This window comes from Desulfonema magnum (assembly GCF_017377395.1).
GTDB classification, from domain to species: domain Bacteria; phylum Desulfobacterota; class Desulfobacteria; order Desulfobacterales; family 4be13; genus Desulfonema_C; species Desulfonema_C magnum.
Window position 1 is genome coordinate 5,420,493 of the sequence record NZ_CP061800.1, and the last position, 18,135, is coordinate 5,438,627.

Sequence of the window (18,135 nt, forward strand, 5' to 3'; positions counted from 1 at the left end):
GCTGATAGTATTTGTTTTTAATTTTTAATATAATTAAATCATAAGGTTATGAATTCATAGAATCAGCCATGACATAATTCGGACATCTGAGAAAAATTTTTCGGCTTTCCGACAAATTTTTATGATTACTGCTTATACTTGCTGTCATATTATAATTATCTCATTATAAATAAAAGATATTTTTATCGCACACCGTGTGTTGTAAGTAAGGCATAAGTAATTCGAAGTCCGCCGGACGAAAAAGGCAGAGGAAAATCTCAGGATTTTCATCCGGGGCTGTTTCGATTTTAACCATCCGTAAAATAATAAAATATTAATATATCATTTTAAATAAGCAACTTGCATTAAAATTGTCCGAAATATGGTTCGTAACCCACTGAAAATATAACAGGTAGAATTATAAAGCCGATATACTTTAGTAATTTAAGAAGAGAGGATTATCATGAAAATAGCAATTGCACAAATGAATCCCATCATCGGTGATTTTAAATATAATGTCGGGAAGATAAAAAAATTTGCGAACAAGGCCAAAGAGAATTCTTATGATCTTATTGTTTTTCCCGAACTTGCGATATCAGGATATCCGCCGCGTGATTTTCTTGAAAAAAAGGATTTTGTGGATACCAATCTTGCCTGTTTGGACAAACTTATTTCTTCTGTTCACGGCATCGGGGTTATCTGCGGGTTTGTGGATAAAAATCCTCGCGAGGAGGGAAATTCTCTTTATAATGCAGCGGTCCTTTTTGAAGACGGCAAAAAGCTGCATCAGACTCATAAAAGACTCCTTCCCACTTATGATATATTTGACGAAGCACGGTATTTTGAACCCGGCAGGGAAGTGAAATCCTATCCTTACAAAGGGCGTAAAATAGGCATTACAATTTGTGAGGATATATGGAATGATAAAGATATATTCAGAACTAGATTCTATCATACGGATCCCGTTCCCCTGATTATAGAGGACGGGGCTGATCTCCTCATCAATATATCCGCGTCTCCTTTTCATCTGGGCAAAAAGGAACTCAGATGGAATATACTCGGCGCGATTTCAAAAAAATACAATGTTCCTTTGGTCTATGCCAACCAGGTGGGCGGTAATGACAGTGTTTTGTTTGACGGGACAAGCGTCGCGTTTGATGCTCATGGAAACATGGCCGCCAGAGCTTATGATTTTGAGGAGGATATTGTGTTTTTTGACACGGAATCCTCAGAGGGCGTGGTTCATGAAGTTACAGATTCAGACACGGAATCTGTTTTAAAAGCGCTGATCATGGGAACCCGTGACTATGTGACAAAATGCGGTTTTTCAAAGGTTGTCATCGGGTTAAGCGGGGGGATTGACTCTGCTCTCACAGCATATATTGCTGTAAAGGCTCTGGGACCGGAAAACGTCCTGACTGTGTTTATGCCCTCACGTTATACTTCCCGGGAAAATTTCGAAGACACGGAGAAGCTTGCGGAGAATTTGGGGACAGAGCTGATGCAAATTCCCATTGACGGCATGTTTAAAGAATTTTTGAAATTTCTTTCCCCTGAATTCGAGGAAAATGAACCCGGAATTACGGAGCAGAACATTCAGGCCAGGATCCGGGGAACGATTCTTATGGGATTATCCAACAAGCATGGTCATCTTGTTCTTTCCACGGGAAATAAGTCAGAGATGGCTATTGGCTATTGCACGCTTTACGGCGATATGAACGGGGGGCTGTCCGTGATTTCAGATGTCCCCAAAACCGTAGTGTATGATATTTCACGGTTTATTAATGCAGAAAAAGAATATATTCCAAAAAGAATTATTGAGAAAGCGCCTTCTGCCGAACTTAAACCGGAACAGACGGATCAGGATGATCTGCCGCCATATGAGGTGCTGGATATTATATTAAAAGGATATGTCGAAGACTTGAAAAGTGTGGACGAACTGGCAGAGATGGGATTTGACAAAAAGCTTGTCGCGGATATTATTTCAAAAGTCCATCGGAACGAATATAAACGGTATCAGGCTGCCCCCGGGCTTAAAGTGACATCAAAGGCGTTTGGTTATGGCAGACGGTATCCGCTTGCCCAGCGATACAGACCTGATTGCTTGTAGATTCTCATTTTCACTCATATTCAGCATGAGAGTAAGAAGAACTTGGGAGTCCCGGAGGGACGGCTGAAAATAGCCCGGCAATTTATTGCCGGGGTTCTGAAAATAGCCCGGCAATTCATTGCCGGGGGTTGGAGAAATATATATTAATGAGATACAATCGTACAAGATTATCATATGGATTTGGTTCCGGATTAACAGTTCTTGGAAGAAAGCTTTTAATCATTTACGGAGTCATTTATGTCTCAGAACTGCTTTTAGAGCATTGGCTGAACATTCCGGTTGTCCGGCATGTTATGCTGTGGCCTTTTGGCGACTCAAATTTTCATATCTGGCAGGTGCTTACTCATCCTTTCATCCACGATCCGCGGTCGCCGATAAGTTTCCTGATAGACTGTATTGTTCTTTATTTCTTTATCGGGCCTGTTGAGAATGCCTTCGGAACCAGACGGTTTCTGATTCTTTTTTACACGGCCGCACTCGGCGGCGCGTTATGCGGACTGGTTTTCAGCAGTGTTTCAGGTCTTAACGCACCGTTTTCAGGGATGATGCCCAGTCTTTTATCGCTTATTGTGATCTTTGGCCTGTTGAATCCCGAAGCAACAATACTGCTCATGTTTGTTTTGCCCATAAAAGCGAAATATCTGAGCTACGGCACGATCATTATCACCTTGCTGACTTTTTTGGCAAAAGCCAATCCTTATGGCGCGTATCATCTCGGGGGCATTCTTTTTGGCTATGTTTTTTTCAAAGGACCGAGAACTCTGTTTGATCCTGAATTTATTCGCTTTAAATATCTTGAATGGCAGTTTAAAAGGAAACGGTCCCGCTTTCAGGTCATAGACGGAGATAAGAACAAGAAAAACAAGGATAAACCAACATATCATTAAATTAATGATATAAAAAAATTTGTTATCATTAGTTTTTTGCCGGACGAAGTTTGCAACCCCGTCCGAAATGTTTACCGACGGTGATCCGGAAAATATCCCGAACAGGTGTTGCAAATCCGACAAAAAAGTTACATGGGGTTCTGCCCCGCTAATTCTGATTTTAAAGGAGGAAAAATGATCGGCGCGATTGCAGGAGATATTATTGGTTCTGTTTTTGAGAGACACCCTGAAAAGACAACAAAATTCAGGCTGTTTAGCCCTTATTCAACATTTACGGATGACACGGTTCTGACAGTGGCGATAGCGTATTCAATTTTAACAGGGAGGGATTATACAACTGCGCTGAAAGCTTTCGGGTCTAAATATCCTGACGCGGGTTACGGAGGTTCCTTTTATGTGTGGATGCTTTCCTGTCACAGCAAACCTTACAACAGTTGGGGAAACGGGTCTGCCATGCGGGTCAGTCCGGTGGGGTTTGCATTTGATTCTGTTGAACACGTATTGGCCGAAGCAAAGAAAAGCGCACAAGTGACACATAATCATCCGGAAGGCATAAAAGGCGCTCAGGCAGCCGCGCTGTCAGTATTTCTGGCCCGCAGCGGTGAGACCAAAGACAGCATCAGAGAAGAGATCAGTGATCGGTTTGACTACGATCTGAATCGGACCATAGAGGAAATAAGACCTGACTATTATTTTGATGTGTCCTGTCAAGGCTCAGTTCCGGAGGCCATTATTGCTTTTTTGGACTCGGAAAACTTTGAAGATGCTCTCCGAAAAGGAATATCCCTTGGCGGAGACAGTGATACCATCGCCTGTATCGCGGGAGGGATTGCCCAGGCATATTATAAAACAATACCCCCGGAAATTATAGCGAAGGTCAGAAACAGACTGCCTGAGGAGTTTTTATCGGTGATTGATGAATTTAACGAGAAATATAAAATCGAATTTACAAGCTGAACCAGACAGGCGACTAACTTTCAGAGGAGGGGTTGCATTTTTCGTGAATGCAGCTTTTGGAAAATATAATGGAAATAAAACAGAGAGGAGTTTGAATTTATCATGGATATCAGACCGACACACGCGTCGGAAAGAAACCTCGGGGGAATGGATTATTTTCTCCTGTGGGCAGGCGTCGCAATATCACTGGCTGAAATATGGGCAGGCGGTTTTCTTGCGCCCATGGGATTCTGGATGGGTGTTCTGGCAATTATTCTGGGGCACATTATTGGCAACACATTTATGGCCTTAGGCGGTGTGATCGGCTCGGACCATGGCATCATGTCCATGGTGTCTGTGCGCCCTTCTTTTGGCATTCGGGGGTCCAATCTGGCTGCGGTTTTAAACATCATTCAGCTTGTGGGATGGGCATCCATCATGCTCATTATCGGTGGTCGTGCAGGGGCCGTATTGGGACAGCCTGTGGGCGGAATTCTGGGCATGAGCCAGTTCTGGATTATTATCATCGGCTTGGGAACCCTGTTATGGGCGCTCTGGACGGGAAAATCTGTCTGGAAAATCATGCAGACAATCGCTGTGATTGCTTTGCTGCTGGTGATTGCAATGATGACCTGGGTATCGTTCGGAGAGTTCGGAACCGGTGTTCTGGCAGTAAAACCAACGGAAATGCACTTTATGACCGGCCTTGATCTGGTCATTGCCATGCCAATCTCATGGCTGCCGCTGGTCGCGGATTACTCCCGTTTTTCAAGAAAAACAAGGCCGGCATTCTGGAATACCTGGTGGGGGTATTTCATTGTTTCATGCTGGATGTATGTCCTGGGGCTGATGGCAACGCTGATGACAGGGGAAACTGATCCGGGGATGCTGATATTGGAGATGATGGGAAAAATCGGTTTTGCCGTTCCCGCACTTATTATGGTGGTTTTTTCCACAATCACCTCAGATTTTCCGGATGTCTATTCCGCGACCTGTTCGGTAATGAATATTTCTCAGAAAATAGGGGCAAAAGCCTTTATGTGGATTGTGGGCATTCTTTCCATATTCGTGGCCCTGGTCTTTCCCATAGACCAGTATGAAAATTTTCTTCTTTTTATCGGAGCCATGTTTGTGCCGCTTTTCGGCGTGGTCCTGACTGATTATTTTGCCATCCGTAAACGCAGGCTGAACACGGAGGAAATTTATAAAACCGGCGGTGAATACTGGTATTTCAAGGGCTTTAATATCACAGCCGTGATCGCGTGGGCCATTGGTTTTATTACTTTTGAACTTATCACGATCATGGAATATCCTGTCGGCGGTTCGCTTCCCTCCATGTTTGTTTCAGGAGCATTGTATTTTTTATTTATGCAGTCGGGAAAAAAGGAGAAAATGAGTGGTGCAAGATAATTACGCAAAAATTGTTCAGGATAACATCGACAAACTTTATAGCAATCTTCCGGAAAATCTCGCGGATTCTTTATCTGCCACGCGTGAGGGAGAGGGATTTGTGTTTGAGGCATTTGGCGAAAGATGCGAGATTCAGCCTGAGGGGATCATGCTCGGAGAGGAAAGACAGACCGGGGTTCCTGGTATCCTGATTTCTCTGTATGCCCTTCATGTTCAGCCGGAGCCGTGCGTGTCAGAGCCGTTGAAAGCGTTCAAGGATTTCCCAAACAGTATGCCTTACGCGGGGGCTTTTGTCACGCATACAGAGCAGATTCTGGTTCCGCATGTGGAGAAAATTCAAAATGCTTCAGAACATATCATGGAACAACTCCGAGGCCAACAGGCTCCCGCAGATGTGGGAGGAGATTTTTCCTTCATGGTCCGTCCGTTGCCCAAAGTGGTTCTGTGCTATATTTTCTATATGGCAGATGAGGATTTCCCGGCATCCGTGACCTGTCTTTTTTCGAACAATGCCTCGTCATTTTTGCCCATAGACGGGCTGGCCGATGTGGGAGAATATACATCAAAGAAGATATTGAGCATACCTGACCGCATAGCGTAACAAGGAGGAGTGCAAAAATTTTATTTTTGCAAAAGCCGCAGGCCCCATGATATGCGAAAATTTTATGGAAAAACTTTTTTTTAAACTCTATATCTGATTTTTCTTATCAGATCATTTGGTGAACATTCGGTGTTCATCAAAAGCGTCACCGTGCTGTTTGGCTGTGCAAAAGGTAAAAATTCCCCGTCTTCACTGACAATCTCATCAATTTTATCTGTTTGCACAGGTCCTTTTTTTGTCAGAATCTCGATTTCATCTCCTTTGAAAATCTTATTTCGAACATTAATGATGGCACGTCCCGGGCCCGCGTTTTCAATCACTTTTGCGACAAAAACATGCTCAGCGGCCTGATAGTTGTTTCCAGTGTAATTCGGGACAACCTGATCAGGGTCTCCGCCGAGATAAAAACCCGTACAATATCCCCTGTAATTCATTTTGGCAAGTTCTTCGGCCATATGTTCTTTTATTTTGTAGTGTTCAGGATTTTTATAATATGTGTCAATGGCTTCCCTGTAAACTTTGACTGCTGACCCCACATAATTGATTCCCTTCATTCGTCCTTCTATTTTAAGAGAAGTTACGCCAGCTTCGATCATTTCAGGAATATGTTCTATCATGCAGAGGTCTTTTGAATTAAAGATATAAGCGCCACGGTCATCCTCTGCTATGGGGAAATATTGGCCTGGTCGCTTTTCTTCCATAAGCGTGTAGCGAAATCTGCACGGATGGCAGCACATCCCCCGGTTACTGTCACGCTTTGCCATGAACGTGCTGAGGAGGCATCGGCCTGAATAGGAAATACATAAGGCACCGTGTACAAACGCTTCTGTTTCCAGTGAACAGTTATCGACAATTTCTTTTATCTCTTTTAAGGATAACTCTCTTGCCACATTGACCCTTTTGGCTCCGAGGCTTTCCCAGAACTGTGCGCTTTTATAGCTGGTTGTATTTGCCTGGGTGCTGAGATGCAGGGGAATTTGCGGTATGAGCTTACGTGCTTCCATGAAAATTCCAGGATCAGCGACAATCACAGCATCCGGATGCATTTCACCTAACATACCAAGATGATCTGCAATGGCTTTTTGTTCATAATTTCTTGGATATATATTACACGCCACATAAACCTTTACGCCGTGTTTATGGGCAAATTTTACAGCCTGTCGCATTTCATCAGGGGTAAAATTTTCGGAAAAATTTCTCAGGCTGAAATCTTTACCTGCGAGATAAACCGCATCTGCCCCGTAGTGTACGGCGATTTCAAGCTTTTCAAAATTGCCTGCCGGTGCAAGAAGTTCTGTTTTTTTATTTGTTTTTGTCATTTTTTTGTTTTTGAAGAGTAAAAGGAAAATGAGAGATCGGTCTTCAGACTAAAGGTAAAAGTATCCTGCCTGAAATATATCTGACATCTGATTTTAATATATTAAAACGAAATCAGATATAAAAAATCTGATCATCAGCTTATATGCTATGGCATTTATGATATAAAATTTAATTGGAAAATAATGTAAATATAAGCAACTATCAAGAAAATTTTTTGCTTTTGTCAGTGATATTTTTTTAACTTCTTATTATAATTAATGATATTATTATAATTTGGGAAAGCTTGTGATTTGCAATTTTCAGCAGTGTTCTAAAAGTGGAGCTAAATTTTGTAACTTTTTGAATTAACTTGACGGATATCGGAAAAAGTCCAGTTTTGGAACATCACCATGTTTCAGATCTGCTGAATATTACTGTCCACATGTTCGGCTGTTTCAATTTCTAAGTAACTGGCCAAAAGTTTTCCGGGATTTCCTGCCATAAGCAGTACAAAATGTCATTCCGCTGAGACTTTAAAAATTAGGGCCAGCTACTCATCATAAAAAGGAATTAACATTATGACCTTGTCATCCGTTAAATTATTTGATTTGGTGAACAGTCTGTCCGTGGCTATGGATATGATAGATCAGGCTGTCAGGAACCATCATACCAGAGTAACGTATATAGCCGCCAGTATTGCTTCAGATATGGGTTTGGACATCAAGGTACAACGAGATTTGATATTAGCGGGCTTGCTCCATGACATAGGGGCATTTTCTTTAAAAAACAGAACAGAGATTCTCCAATTTGAATTCCCAAATCCCCATGAGCATGCAGAAAACGGATTTCGTTTATTGAAAAATTTAAGCGGTTTTTCCGACGCAGCGGCACTTGTCCGATGCCATCATGTGCCATTCAGTCAGGCAGATAGAAAAAACGGTATATCCGAGGCGTGTCAAATTCTTCATCTGTCGGACCGGGCGGATTCACTGATCCATCGCAAAAAACCCATACTCACTCAGATTTCCCGAATCTGTGAAAGAATTCGGAAAGAAGCGGGGAAAGAATTTGCGCCGCATATTGTTGAATGCTTTTTGGAACTGGCATTAAAGGAATATTTCTGGCTGGATATTGTTTCATTATCTGTAAACAAGAGGCTCAGTGAACAGTTTCAATCATCTGATATAATATTAAATTCAGATGAAATACTCATCTTTTCCCGGGCGTTTTCCCGAATAATTGACTTTAAAAGCCGGTTTACGGTCACTCATTCAAGCGGTGTATCTTATATTGCTTCGGCCCTTGGAAAACTGCTGGGATTTTCCAATGAAAGATGCCGGATGCTCGAAATTGCTGCTGATTTGCATGATCTGGGCAAATTGGCTGTCCCGTCAGAACTCCTGGAAAAACCAGGAAATCTGACAGATGAGGATTACTGTGTTATCAAAACTCATCCGTATTATACCTATCAGATTCTGAAATCCATTGAAGGATTTGATGAGATCGCAAAGTGGGCCGGATTTCATCATGAACGTCTTGACGGACGGGGCTATCCGTTCCATCTGACTGCTGAAAAATTGGATCAGGGTTCGCGGATTATGGCTGTTGCAGATATTTTTACGGCAATAACAGAAGATCGTCCTTATAGAAAAGGAATGAAGCAGGATATGGTGAAAAGTGTTTTAAATAATTTTGTGAATGTTTCTGCTTTGGATGGAGAAATTGTTTCTGTTCTGCTATCCCATTATTCCGAAATTGATGAGGGACGCAGGCTTGCCCAGAAAGAAGCATTGCAGGAATATGAAAAATTTCAGTTTGCTGACAAAAACGGATCTGCGAGTTAGCGAATGCTTTTTTTCTCGTTTATATAGGAAATTATTCACTACCGTACACTTTTTATAAGTATCTAAATTTATATTTTAAAATTATACACAACTCAGAGTTGCTTAATATTAATGATTAGCCGGAGGAATCAGATATTTGAAAAGCTACAGGAACAGCTATGTCGTAATCTAAAAAATAGTCTGATAATTTTAAACCTAACTGAAACAAACTTAAATCACAACGGTCAGTGCGATGAATAATTTTATCCCATCCCTGTCTTATGGCCAGTGTCCCCAGAAAAATAATCCGGATATAGGCCAGCAGGCTCCCGTCATAAGACGGCGCAGTCGGTCAGGGTCGGAAAGATGACTTTTATGGATATTAAATCCCCGGCTTTTCTGATCGGAAAAAAATGTTTCGATACGGAATCGCTTGGAATAGTAACGGATGGCCTCCCGGGGTATCCTCATATTCGTGACCAGATATATGGGTTCTTTATTTTTCTCTCCCCACCAGAGGACAACCATCACAGGACCGTATTTCTTATCTGTAAACAGAACGTCCCGTATATATCGGTAACCTCCCGGCGCGCTGAAAGCTCCGAGAATATTAAGACGATGTTCCTCATTGTCCCAAAAAATTTTTACATTATGTGCCGTCCGGCACACATACTTCCAGCCCTGCCCGGACAATGTTCTCTGCAGCTCGGTTCCGTCAGACTCTCCGTCTCCCAGAAAAATCACCTCTTTTGCGGATTCCGGCATAATATTGTAAACTTCCTTAATCAGTTCAATATGAGTTTTCTCCGGAAAATGTCCCTTTTTACCTCTGACCACTATATAAGCAAGGGGCAACGCACGTTTTTTATAAATCACACTGACCATCAGTGTCACGCATCCCCTTCCCACCGTACTTCCGTCCGTCGCCAAAACAACTTCCGCAAGTCCCAGGGTGAGCAGCAGGGCATGTGCGAACGGCAAAAAAAATATCTCCCGTTCAGCCTCCTCATTAATAAGCCATCGTTTTATACGCTTTTCCACACTTGCAGGCACGGCGTTCTCATCCGGCACCTTGCCGGCGATTTTCGGAAGCTGACAGCTTCCGCTCCCTACGATACCGCTTATTATTGCAGCCAGCGTATTCAGATATCGGGCATGGTTTCCTTTCGGCTGGGTCGGGTAAATGTTGTCCAAAGCTTTTCTGATTTCGTTGTATCTTGTTTTATTATCCCCCATGACGGCCTCCTTATATGTTATTTTTTGAAAGCTGTCATATCATTACAACATTATTTTGTCGATATTTTTTATTAATTTCAAATAGTAATATTTACTTAAAAAAGTGTACGGTAGTGAAGTTCTGAATTATAATCAGTTAAGTGGTTCCATCCCCGATTTAAGTGCCCTGACAAACTTGAAAGGTCTTTCCCTGTCTGGTAATCGGTTAAGTGGTTCCATTCCTGATTTAAGTGCTTTGAAAAATTTGGGAACTCTTAGTCTGGGTGGCAATCAGTTGAGTGGTTCTATCCCCGATTTAAGCGCTTTGACAAATTTGGAATCTCTTAGTCTGGATTACAATCAGTTGAGTGGTTCCATCCCCGATTTAAGTGATTTGACAAATTTGAAATTTCTTAATCTGGGTGACAATCAGTTAAGTGGTTCCATCCCCGATTTAAGCGCTTTGACAAATTTGAAAAATCTTGGTCTGTCTGGTAATCAGTTATGCAGAGATAATAACATCGACTATTCTCAATGGTCTGAAGCAATGGAATATCCGATTTGTTCAGAGCCATCAGAGCCATCGGAGCAAATGAAAAAAGTTGATGTAAGATTCTTTGCTTATGATATTGGTCGAGTTACAAGCAATCCACCCGGAATTGACTGCACCAGAGAACCTTGTTCAGCGCAATTTGATGTTGGCACGACAATAACATTGACAGCAACTCCCCTTAGTGGATCTGAAACGGGAAATCATTTTGTCGGTTGGAAATGGAAAAAAGATGGGAAAGAACGAAGAAATACTGAGCCCATACTCACTCTAAATGTTCAAGACTCTATGACTGTTGAGGCGACTTTTAAAATTGAGCGTTGTTTTGGGGCGGTGGGAGCCGGTTGTGGCTTCGGGTGGGATGATAGCTTTGGAAATAAGCAATACGGTCAATATGGACCTGATAATGATAGTAACATAGCAGTGGGAAGTATTCTCCACGATAGCTGTTGCTATGAAAATCCGAATGGGTATAAGTGTGGCTTTGGTGAAAGTGAGCCAAACTCTTGTAGAGCTGAGTGGGATAGGGCTCAAAACAATTGGCTGGGAGGACGAACTTGGTATCCGACCGATGGAGATGGAGAACTGAAGAACTTTTCCGAATGGTGTAAGAAAAACAGACATTGCAAGATGACAGAACTCTTTGAAAAGCTGAATGCGAAGCTCCGGGAATATTACAATTACTACGGAGTCAGAGGAAATTATAAGAGCCTGTCATCCTTTTTCTTTCATGCCATGCGGATTCTGTTTAAGTGGCTGAACAGGAGAAGTCACCGGAAAAGTTACAACTGGGAAGGATTCAGAGAACTGCTGAAATATTTCGGCATTGAAAGACCCCGTATCACGGAGAAAACGGTACGGATTCAGTATAAGCTGTTCAATGCGGCGTAGTGCGCCAAAGCGAGTAATACTGAGGAACCTTGTGCGGTAATTCCGCACGCAGGGGTCTGTGAGGGGGCAGTCGGGTAACTGGCTGTCCTACCTCGATGCTGGTTGAAATTAAACTGATTATAACGGATTTAGGGGAGGGCAGTTTTTTCCATTGACAACCCTCCGTATCTGTTGTAAATTTTCCTCCTTAACTCAGCATTAAGGAGGAAATTCTCATGAACAAAAAAACATCGGAATCTGCCCCGGGGCGGAATCGCACGATCTGCCTCCCTTTTGACCGGGAGACTTATGACGGAACAGTTTCGGACGATTTTCAGTTCAGATTATATATTGATGAGATGTTCTCATCGCATCCGGAACTGTTTCCTCCCGAAACCGGACGCGGCTGGCGGATGAAGGATAAATACATATCAAAGAAACAAAATGTTATGATCCGTCGCATAGAAATTTCCGGAATCGCCCATACAATACGTCCGTGGCGGAGGAATGCGTTCTCGGCGTTTCCGTCACGGACAGCGCCGCTGAGGAATCCCTGAAAGAAGCCTGCGGAACATACAGGGAGGAAGCCCGCAATGTCGCTCCCGATTATTCTCCCGAAACCGTGAACACCGACGAATGGCAGGCCACCATGAACGCATGGAAAAGCCTTTTTCCGTCCGTCACGCTGATTCTGTGCTTCCTTCATATGTTCATCGGCATCCGGGACCGGGCGAAAAAGAAATTCGGAGAAATTTATCAGGAGGTCGCCACGAGGCTGTGAAAATGCTACGGAGCCCCGACCGGAGACTCTTTTTCGCAAAGAGTGAGACGTCTCGCCGAATGGGCGGAAAAAATCTCCGTCCCTTCCGCCATCGCTGACAAAATCGTTAAAATACGGAAGAATATTGATGCGTTTGCGAGGGCATACGCCTTCCCGGGTGCGCACAGAACGAGCAATATGCCCGACCGTCTGATGCGGAGGATGGATCGTCATCTTTTTAACACACAGTATTTTCATGGTTTTATCTTTTCCGCGGAACTCGGCATCCGGGGATGGTCCCTCATTCTCAATTTCGCTCCCTCAAATCCTTATACTGTAAAGAAGTACGACGGATTACAAAGTCCGGCGGAACGTCTTAACGGATTCCGCTATCATGAGAACTGGCTGCACAACCTGCTGATATCGGCTTCATCAGGAGGCTTTCGGGAGCCTCCCCTAAATCCGTTATAATCAGCACAATGTTTTGGATGACCGGTTTGCAAAAGAGGTGAAACCCCGTATGAAAGGGCGGTGTTTCATTATCCGATGGGCGGATGACTTCATCCTCGGGTCTGAGGCAGAATCAGACGCATACAGGGTAATGGATGTCCTGCCGAAACGGTTTGAAAGGTTCGGTCTTTCTCTGAATATGAAAAAGACGAAACTGATAATGTTCGGCAGACCGGACAAAGCCGGGAAATACAAACCCGGAACATTCGACTTTCTCGGATTCGCATTCTGTTGGGCAAAAACCCTCCGGGGGTACCGGGTGATAAAGAAGAAAACAGCAGGGAAGAGACTGTCCCGTTTCCTGAAATCACCGTGGGGCTGGTGCAGAAGGAACCGTCACAAACCGTTGAAAGAACAATATGGGGCATTGTGTGAAAAGCTGCGTGGATATTACCGATATTACGGAGTACGAAGCAACTGCAAAGCACCGGCTGTTGTTCATGAACATGCGGTGAAAGCCTAGCGGTGCTGGCTGAGTCGCCGGAGCCACAAGGGCGGGATAACATGGGAAAATTTCGTGAAGATCAAAGCAGGATTCCCGTTGCCTTTACCCGGGATAATCCATAACATCTGAGAGAAAAAAAAAGGTCTGTGGGCAGCAAAGTCATGCGCCGGACGGGGTGTCGCCTGTCCGGTTTCCGACCCGGTAAAAAGGATCAGAACCGAGGAACCGGATGAGGGAAACCTTCACGTCCGGATCTGTGGGGAGGGCGTCAGGTAACTGATGCCTTTACCCGAAACTTCGGACACGCAGGGTTCCGTTCCGCTACGCTCCGCTCCACCCTGCATGCCGGTGAGCTTATTGGGAAGTGTTCTAAAAATGGAGCTAAACTTTATAACTCTCTGAATCAATTCTGTAAATATTGGGACAAGTCCGATTTTAAAACACTACCCGGAATATTATGTTGTCAAGAAAAAAACTTGAACATCGGGTGACAGGAAATTAAGGCCGAATAAATAATTGGACTTTGGACAAAATATCAACCTAAAATGAAAATGTTATATATCACACTGATTTAATAACATAAAACATTAACTATTTAAAATAATTATAAAATATTATTTATCATTCTATTATATTGATATTTTTGTTAATTATTTATTTGGGAGTTTGAGCAACTGCTGATTTTCCCAAACTCCCGAATAAATATATTTCAATAAAATCAGACCATTATAGCTAAATACAGAAAAATAGCTATAACCGTTTGATATTATTTGCATTTAATGACAATTAAAAATAATGTAATTATTTTAGACAATTGTTTTAAAGCAAATTTGTTTGTCCAAAGTCCAAAAATAAGGGTCTGTAAAAAAATAACCTCCGCAGTTTCCATATTTCTCATTTATCCCTTTGGGAAATGTGAATCTGACTATTTGTTCAAGTTATTTTTTTACAGACCCTAAGTATTGTGTCCTCTGAATTTCTGTGTCCCCTGAATTTCTCGGCTGTCACAGGGCGGACACATTCATCATGCCGGGCGGCATATTTGTAGCAAATCATGCTGGGAATGTGCCGCTCTTACGGGGGACCTGCAAACCTGTTGCCGCAAGTAAGCCGAACTTACGGGCTTGCTCTGCCCTCCCCCTGAATCCGTTACAATCCAATATCGTTCGGCATGATTTTTGCATAGCCGGACGGAAATGCCCGGCATTTCCGCATTTTGGAGAAATTGTTTCCGAAAAACGCCCGGCGGACATTTCGGGATTTCAGTTTTCCGGATATATGAATTCAGTTAGTTACAAATGTATGCAAAAATCGTGCCGAACGGTATTGGTTACAATCAGAAAAATTGTAATAAAATAACTTGAAAATCCTAATGAATTTTATTATGATAATAAAAATTACCCGACCGCCGGATGCCGGACCTTTTCGTTTACAGAGGAAATTGTGAAATCATCATCTAAATATTACAGTCTTCAGCGAACCATGATCATTTATTTTTTGCTGATCGGGTTTGCTTCCTTACTCGTGGGCATCGAATTCATTGTCGAAACCCACGGAAGTGATTTGAAAGAGGAACTCCTTTCCAATTTTGAGATGTATTCAAAAGGTGAAATCGGAACTGACTCGCTTTTCGCTCCCATTGACAAACTGAGAAGCAAAGCCATACTGATGATCTTCATTATCCTGTGCGTTATGATTATCGTTCTGACCATGTTTATCAAAAACATCACAGGCCCCTTGCAACACATGATTGAAATCTCTAAGGAAATATCCAGAGGTGATCTGAGTTATACCGTAGCTGTTCGCTCCAATAACGAACTCTCGGAACTTGGCAATGTTATTAATGAAATGTCGAGCAATTTGCAGGAAATTATTCTGCTTTCCAAAAATCTGTGTTCATCAGGTGATAAATTTGTTGAAAATACATCCGCCATACTGAATGATAAAAAAACGCTGGCTGTTGAAGATATTGAGAATCTGAAGGAAAAAACAGACTATTTGAAAACCGAACTTGAGATGCTGAGTGAAGTTATTGAATATTTCAATTTTTATACGATAAAAAATGATACATGAAACTTGGCTGGCATTTCCCGCAGGAATTCTGATCTCCACGGTAGTATCGTCCATCGGACTTGGGGGCGGTATTTTATGGATGCCTTTTTTTCTGATTATATTAAAATTACGTCCTGAAATTGCCGTGCTGACATCTTTGCTCATACAAACAGCCGGAATGGGATCAGGTGCGCTTGCTTTTTTCAGGCAAAAAAGAGTGGATCACAGGCTTGCGCTGTTTCTGCTTCTGATCGCAGTACCGGGCATTACAGCAGGCGCTCATCTTGCAAAGCGTGTGGATGCTTCTCATATCGAAATCATCTTGGGAATACTGGTCATGACAACCGCGTTTTTATTTGTCTCATCAAATGAAAAATATGATGATCTGGGAGAACCGAAAGCGGAAATCAGAAAAGCTTGGCGATATTCCTGGGTGACAATGCTCGCGTCCGTTGTCAGTGGAATGCTGAGTATCAGTATGAGTGAGTGGCTGATACCGATGATGAGAAGCAAACTGTCCCTGCGGATGAGCATTGCCATCGGAACTTGTATTTTTATCACCTTCGGAACCTGTGTGATCGGGTCGTCTGTGCATCTGCTTATCGGAGGAAAAGCAAATTTTTCAGTTGTATTATGGGGCGTTCCGGGTGTCATCATCGGGGGACAGATCGGGCCGAGAATTACCACAAAAATAGATGAAAGGCTGTTAAAAGAAATTTTTATCTTCCTGCTTACGCTTGTGGGGATCCATCTGATTTATAATTCATATTAAAATAATTGAGAATTAATAACTGAGAATTGAAATCAGGGCTATACGGCCGGGGGGATCAATTCTCCGGTCAATAGCTAAAGCAGCGGTCTCAGTCAACTCAGGCTGAAATCTCATGAAACTCTGAAGGCAGCTTCGGACTGACCGTTTAAGCCTGTTCTCGCTTTAAGCCCCGGATATGATTCCGGTGTGCCGAGCTTAACACCTGACACTTAACACCTAACACCTAACACCTAACACCTAACACCTAACACCTAACACTTAACACCTAACACCCCAAAGGAGATATCCATGAAAGAAAGCATTTCATCCCGGGTTCGGAGGATTATCAGTGGCGGTATTCATCAACTGATTGACGCGTTCGAGAACAGCGCACCCGAAGCTGTCATGGAAAGCGCCATCCTTGAAGTTGACGGTGTCATCGAAGATGTGCGTGCTGAGTTGGGAAAAACTCTTGCCAGTAAGCATATGGCATCAAAACGCCTTTCCGAAGCCAATCATCAGCACAAGGAACTAAGTACTCAGATTGAACTGGCAGTCAGGGAAAACCGGGAAGACTTGGCAGAGGCAGCCATTTCCCGCCAACTTGACATCGAGGCCCAGATTCCGGTTCTGGAATCCGCTCTCGGCGAACTTAATCAAAAAGAAAAAGAACTGGAAGGCTTTGTCAGAGCGCTCCGGGCCAAGAAACGTGAGATGAAACAAGAACTCCGTCAGTTCAGACAATGCCAGGCGAAATCCGAAGTGCCTGCGTCAGCGTCCCCCGGAGAAAATCAGGGTGATGATGTTCAGGCTCGTCTTTCCCGGGCAGAGTCCGCTTTTGACAGAGTGCTGGAAAAACAGACCGGTCTTCCCGGGGAGTCAACGGATTTGAAAACCGCTGCCCAACTTACGGAACTTGAAAAACTTGTACGGAAAAACCGTATTCAGGAGCGCCTCGCGGCAGCCCGGACACGCATGACGGACAAGGTATAAATCACATATGATTGCTTTTATTCTTGCCACGGAAAATATACCCTTTGCCATTGCCCTGGGGCTGATGGTGGGTATCGGCCTGCTTGAAGGTGTGACCACACTTCTGGGATTCGGGGCATCCTCTTTTATTGATTCGTTTTTGCCGGACATGGACGTTGACGTTGATGCGGATATGGATATTGACGCTGACGTCGGAGACATAGGCGCGCCCAATGCGCTGTCAAATTTACTGAGCTGGTTCAATATCGGAAGAGTCCCTGTCCTCGTACTGATGGTGCTGTTCCTGTTCGGCTTCGGGATGACAGGTCTGATCATACAGTCCGCCGCACACGACATTACGGGACAACTGCTTCCGGGTCTTCTTTCGTCTGCCCTGGCATTCGGTGTCGCCATCTTCTTCGTGAAGTTTTCCGGAATGGCAGTGGCAAAGATTATTCCCAAAGATGAAACCGAGGCGGTCTCGGAAACCAGTTTTATCGGGCGGATAGCAGTCATTACCCTGGGCACGGCAAAGCAGGGGCATCCGGCCCAGGCCAAGCTCAGGGATCAGTACGGTCAGACCCATTATGTCATGGTTGAGCCGGACACCGAGAAATCCATCTTTGAGACCGGATCGGAGGTGCTGCTGGTCAGGCAGGCAGGGGCGGTGTTTTATGCTATTCCTAATACCAGCAGTGTTCTCGCGGAATCATCAGAGTGAATTAAAAAGCCGGGTACGCGTGACCCTTACCATTCCGATAAACGGCCATGAGCTGCCTGTCACAACGAAACATGAAAGTTTTACAGTTTTTCCTAACACTTAACACCTGACACTTTCATATAAACGGCCATGAGCGGTCCGCTCACAACGAAACATGAAAGAACTTTTAACTTTATTAACTATAGTCACTTCGGACACTTTCATATAAACGGGCATGAGCGGTCCGCTCACAACGAAACATGAA

17 protein-coding genes are annotated in these 18,135 nt (G+C 43.5%); 15 read left to right on the forward strand and 2 right to left on the reverse strand.

Going from position 1 to position 18,135, the window contains the following annotated elements:
• The first annotated feature begins 442 nt into the window (after window positions 1–442).
• The 5 genes from dnm_RS20730 (at window position 443) to dnm_RS20750 (ending at window position 5,923) form a co-directional block, all read left to right on the forward strand.
• The gene (locus tag dnm_RS20730; protein WP_207678808.1) at window positions 443–2,089 is read left to right on the forward strand and encodes an NAD+ synthase; all 1,647 of its coding nucleotides are present in this window, start codon (window positions 443–445) and stop codon (window positions 2,087–2,089) included.
• Between the two features lie 146 nt (window positions 2,090–2,235).
• Window positions 2,236–2,976, forward strand: a complete 741-nt coding sequence (locus dnm_RS20735; protein WP_207678809.1) for a rhomboid family intramembrane serine protease — start codon at window positions 2,236–2,238, stop codon at window positions 2,974–2,976.
• A 174-nt stretch (window positions 2,977–3,150) separates the two neighbouring features.
• Entirely contained in the window at window positions 3,151–3,933 is a 783-nt protein-coding gene (locus dnm_RS20740; RefSeq protein ID WP_207678810.1) for an ADP-ribosylglycohydrolase family protein, read from the forward strand.
• A 102-nt stretch (window positions 3,934–4,035) separates the two neighbouring features.
• On the forward strand, window positions 4,036–5,322 hold the full coding sequence (cytX, locus tag dnm_RS20745) for a putative hydroxymethylpyrimidine transporter CytX (RefSeq protein ID WP_207678811.1): 1,287 nt from the start codon (window positions 4,036–4,038) through the stop codon (window positions 5,320–5,322).
• Complete coding sequence (locus tag dnm_RS20750; protein ID WP_246556052.1) at window positions 5,309–5,923, forward strand: DUF3786 domain-containing protein; 615 nt, start codon at window positions 5,309–5,311, stop codon at window positions 5,921–5,923. Before cytX ends, dnm_RS20750 begins: the two co-directional genes overlap by 14 nt.
• 80 nt (window positions 5,924–6,003) lie before the next feature.
• Here the strand turns inward: dnm_RS20750 and dnm_RS20755 are convergent, their stop codons facing one another.
• Complete coding sequence (locus tag dnm_RS20755; RefSeq protein ID WP_207678812.1) at window positions 6,004–7,242, reverse strand: peptidase U32 family protein; 1,239 nt, start codon at window positions 7,240–7,242, stop codon at window positions 6,004–6,006.
• A gap of 558 nt (window positions 7,243–7,800) precedes the next feature.
• On the opposite strand from dnm_RS20755, the gene dnm_RS20760 reads away from it, so the two are divergent.
• On the forward strand, window positions 7,801–9,066 hold the full coding sequence (locus dnm_RS20760) for an HD domain-containing phosphohydrolase (RefSeq protein WP_207678813.1): 1,266 nt from the start codon (window positions 7,801–7,803) through the stop codon (window positions 9,064–9,066).
• Between the two features lie 258 nt (window positions 9,067–9,324).
• Here the strand turns inward: dnm_RS20760 and dnm_RS20765 are convergent, their stop codons facing one another.
• The gene (locus tag dnm_RS20765) at window positions 9,325–10,281 is read right to left on the reverse strand and encodes a transposase (RefSeq protein ID WP_207678814.1); all 957 of its coding nucleotides are present in this window, start codon (window positions 10,279–10,281) and stop codon (window positions 9,325–9,327) included.
• A gap of 103 nt (window positions 10,282–10,384) precedes the next feature.
• Between dnm_RS20765 and dnm_RS20770 the strand changes: the two genes are divergently transcribed.
• From dnm_RS20770 to dnm_RS20810, 9 genes are all read left to right on the forward strand, one after another.
• Window positions 10,385–11,701, forward strand: coding sequence for a leucine-rich repeat domain-containing protein (locus tag dnm_RS20770; protein WP_207678815.1), 1,317 nt, complete (start codon window positions 10,385–10,387; stop codon window positions 11,699–11,701).
• 215 nt (window positions 11,702–11,916) lie between these two features.
• Entirely contained in the window at window positions 11,917–12,237 is a 321-nt protein-coding gene (locus tag dnm_RS20775) for a hypothetical protein (RefSeq protein ID WP_207678816.1), read from the forward strand.
• Window positions 12,177–12,461: a hypothetical protein gene (locus dnm_RS20780; protein WP_207678817.1), complete on the forward strand. Its 285-nt coding sequence runs from the start codon at window positions 12,177–12,179 to the stop codon at window positions 12,459–12,461. The genes dnm_RS20775 and dnm_RS20780 overlap by 61 nt, the downstream gene beginning before the upstream one ends.
• A 42-nt stretch (window positions 12,462–12,503) precedes the next feature.
• A complete protein-coding gene (locus tag dnm_RS20785; protein ID WP_246556054.1) occupies window positions 12,504–12,911 on the forward strand; it encodes a hypothetical protein in 408 nt (135 codons plus the stop codon).
• A gap of 13 nt (window positions 12,912–12,924) precedes the next feature.
• Window positions 12,925–13,413 (forward strand): reverse transcriptase domain-containing protein, encoded by a 489-nt coding sequence (locus dnm_RS20790; RefSeq protein ID WP_337833584.1) that lies wholly within the window; start codon window positions 12,925–12,927, stop codon window positions 13,411–13,413.
• A 1,425-nt stretch (window positions 13,414–14,838) separates the two neighbouring features.
• The gene (locus dnm_RS20795) at window positions 14,839–15,468 is read left to right on the forward strand and encodes a HAMP domain-containing protein (RefSeq protein WP_207678819.1); all 630 of its coding nucleotides are present in this window, start codon (window positions 14,839–14,841) and stop codon (window positions 15,466–15,468) included.
• Window positions 15,458–16,219, forward strand: a complete 762-nt coding sequence (locus dnm_RS20800; RefSeq protein ID WP_207678820.1) for a sulfite exporter TauE/SafE family protein — start codon at window positions 15,458–15,460, stop codon at window positions 16,217–16,219. The genes dnm_RS20795 and dnm_RS20800 overlap by 11 nt, the downstream gene beginning before the upstream one ends.
• A 288-nt stretch (window positions 16,220–16,507) precedes the next feature.
• A complete protein-coding gene (locus dnm_RS20805) occupies window positions 16,508–17,191 on the forward strand; it encodes a PspA/IM30 family protein (RefSeq protein WP_207678821.1) in 684 nt (227 codons plus the stop codon).
• A 7-nt stretch (window positions 17,192–17,198) separates the two neighbouring features.
• Window positions 17,199–17,891, forward strand: coding sequence for a YqiJ family protein (locus tag dnm_RS20810; RefSeq protein ID WP_207678822.1), 693 nt, complete (start codon window positions 17,199–17,201; stop codon window positions 17,889–17,891).
• The last annotated feature ends 244 nt before the right edge of the window (window positions 17,892–18,135 follow it).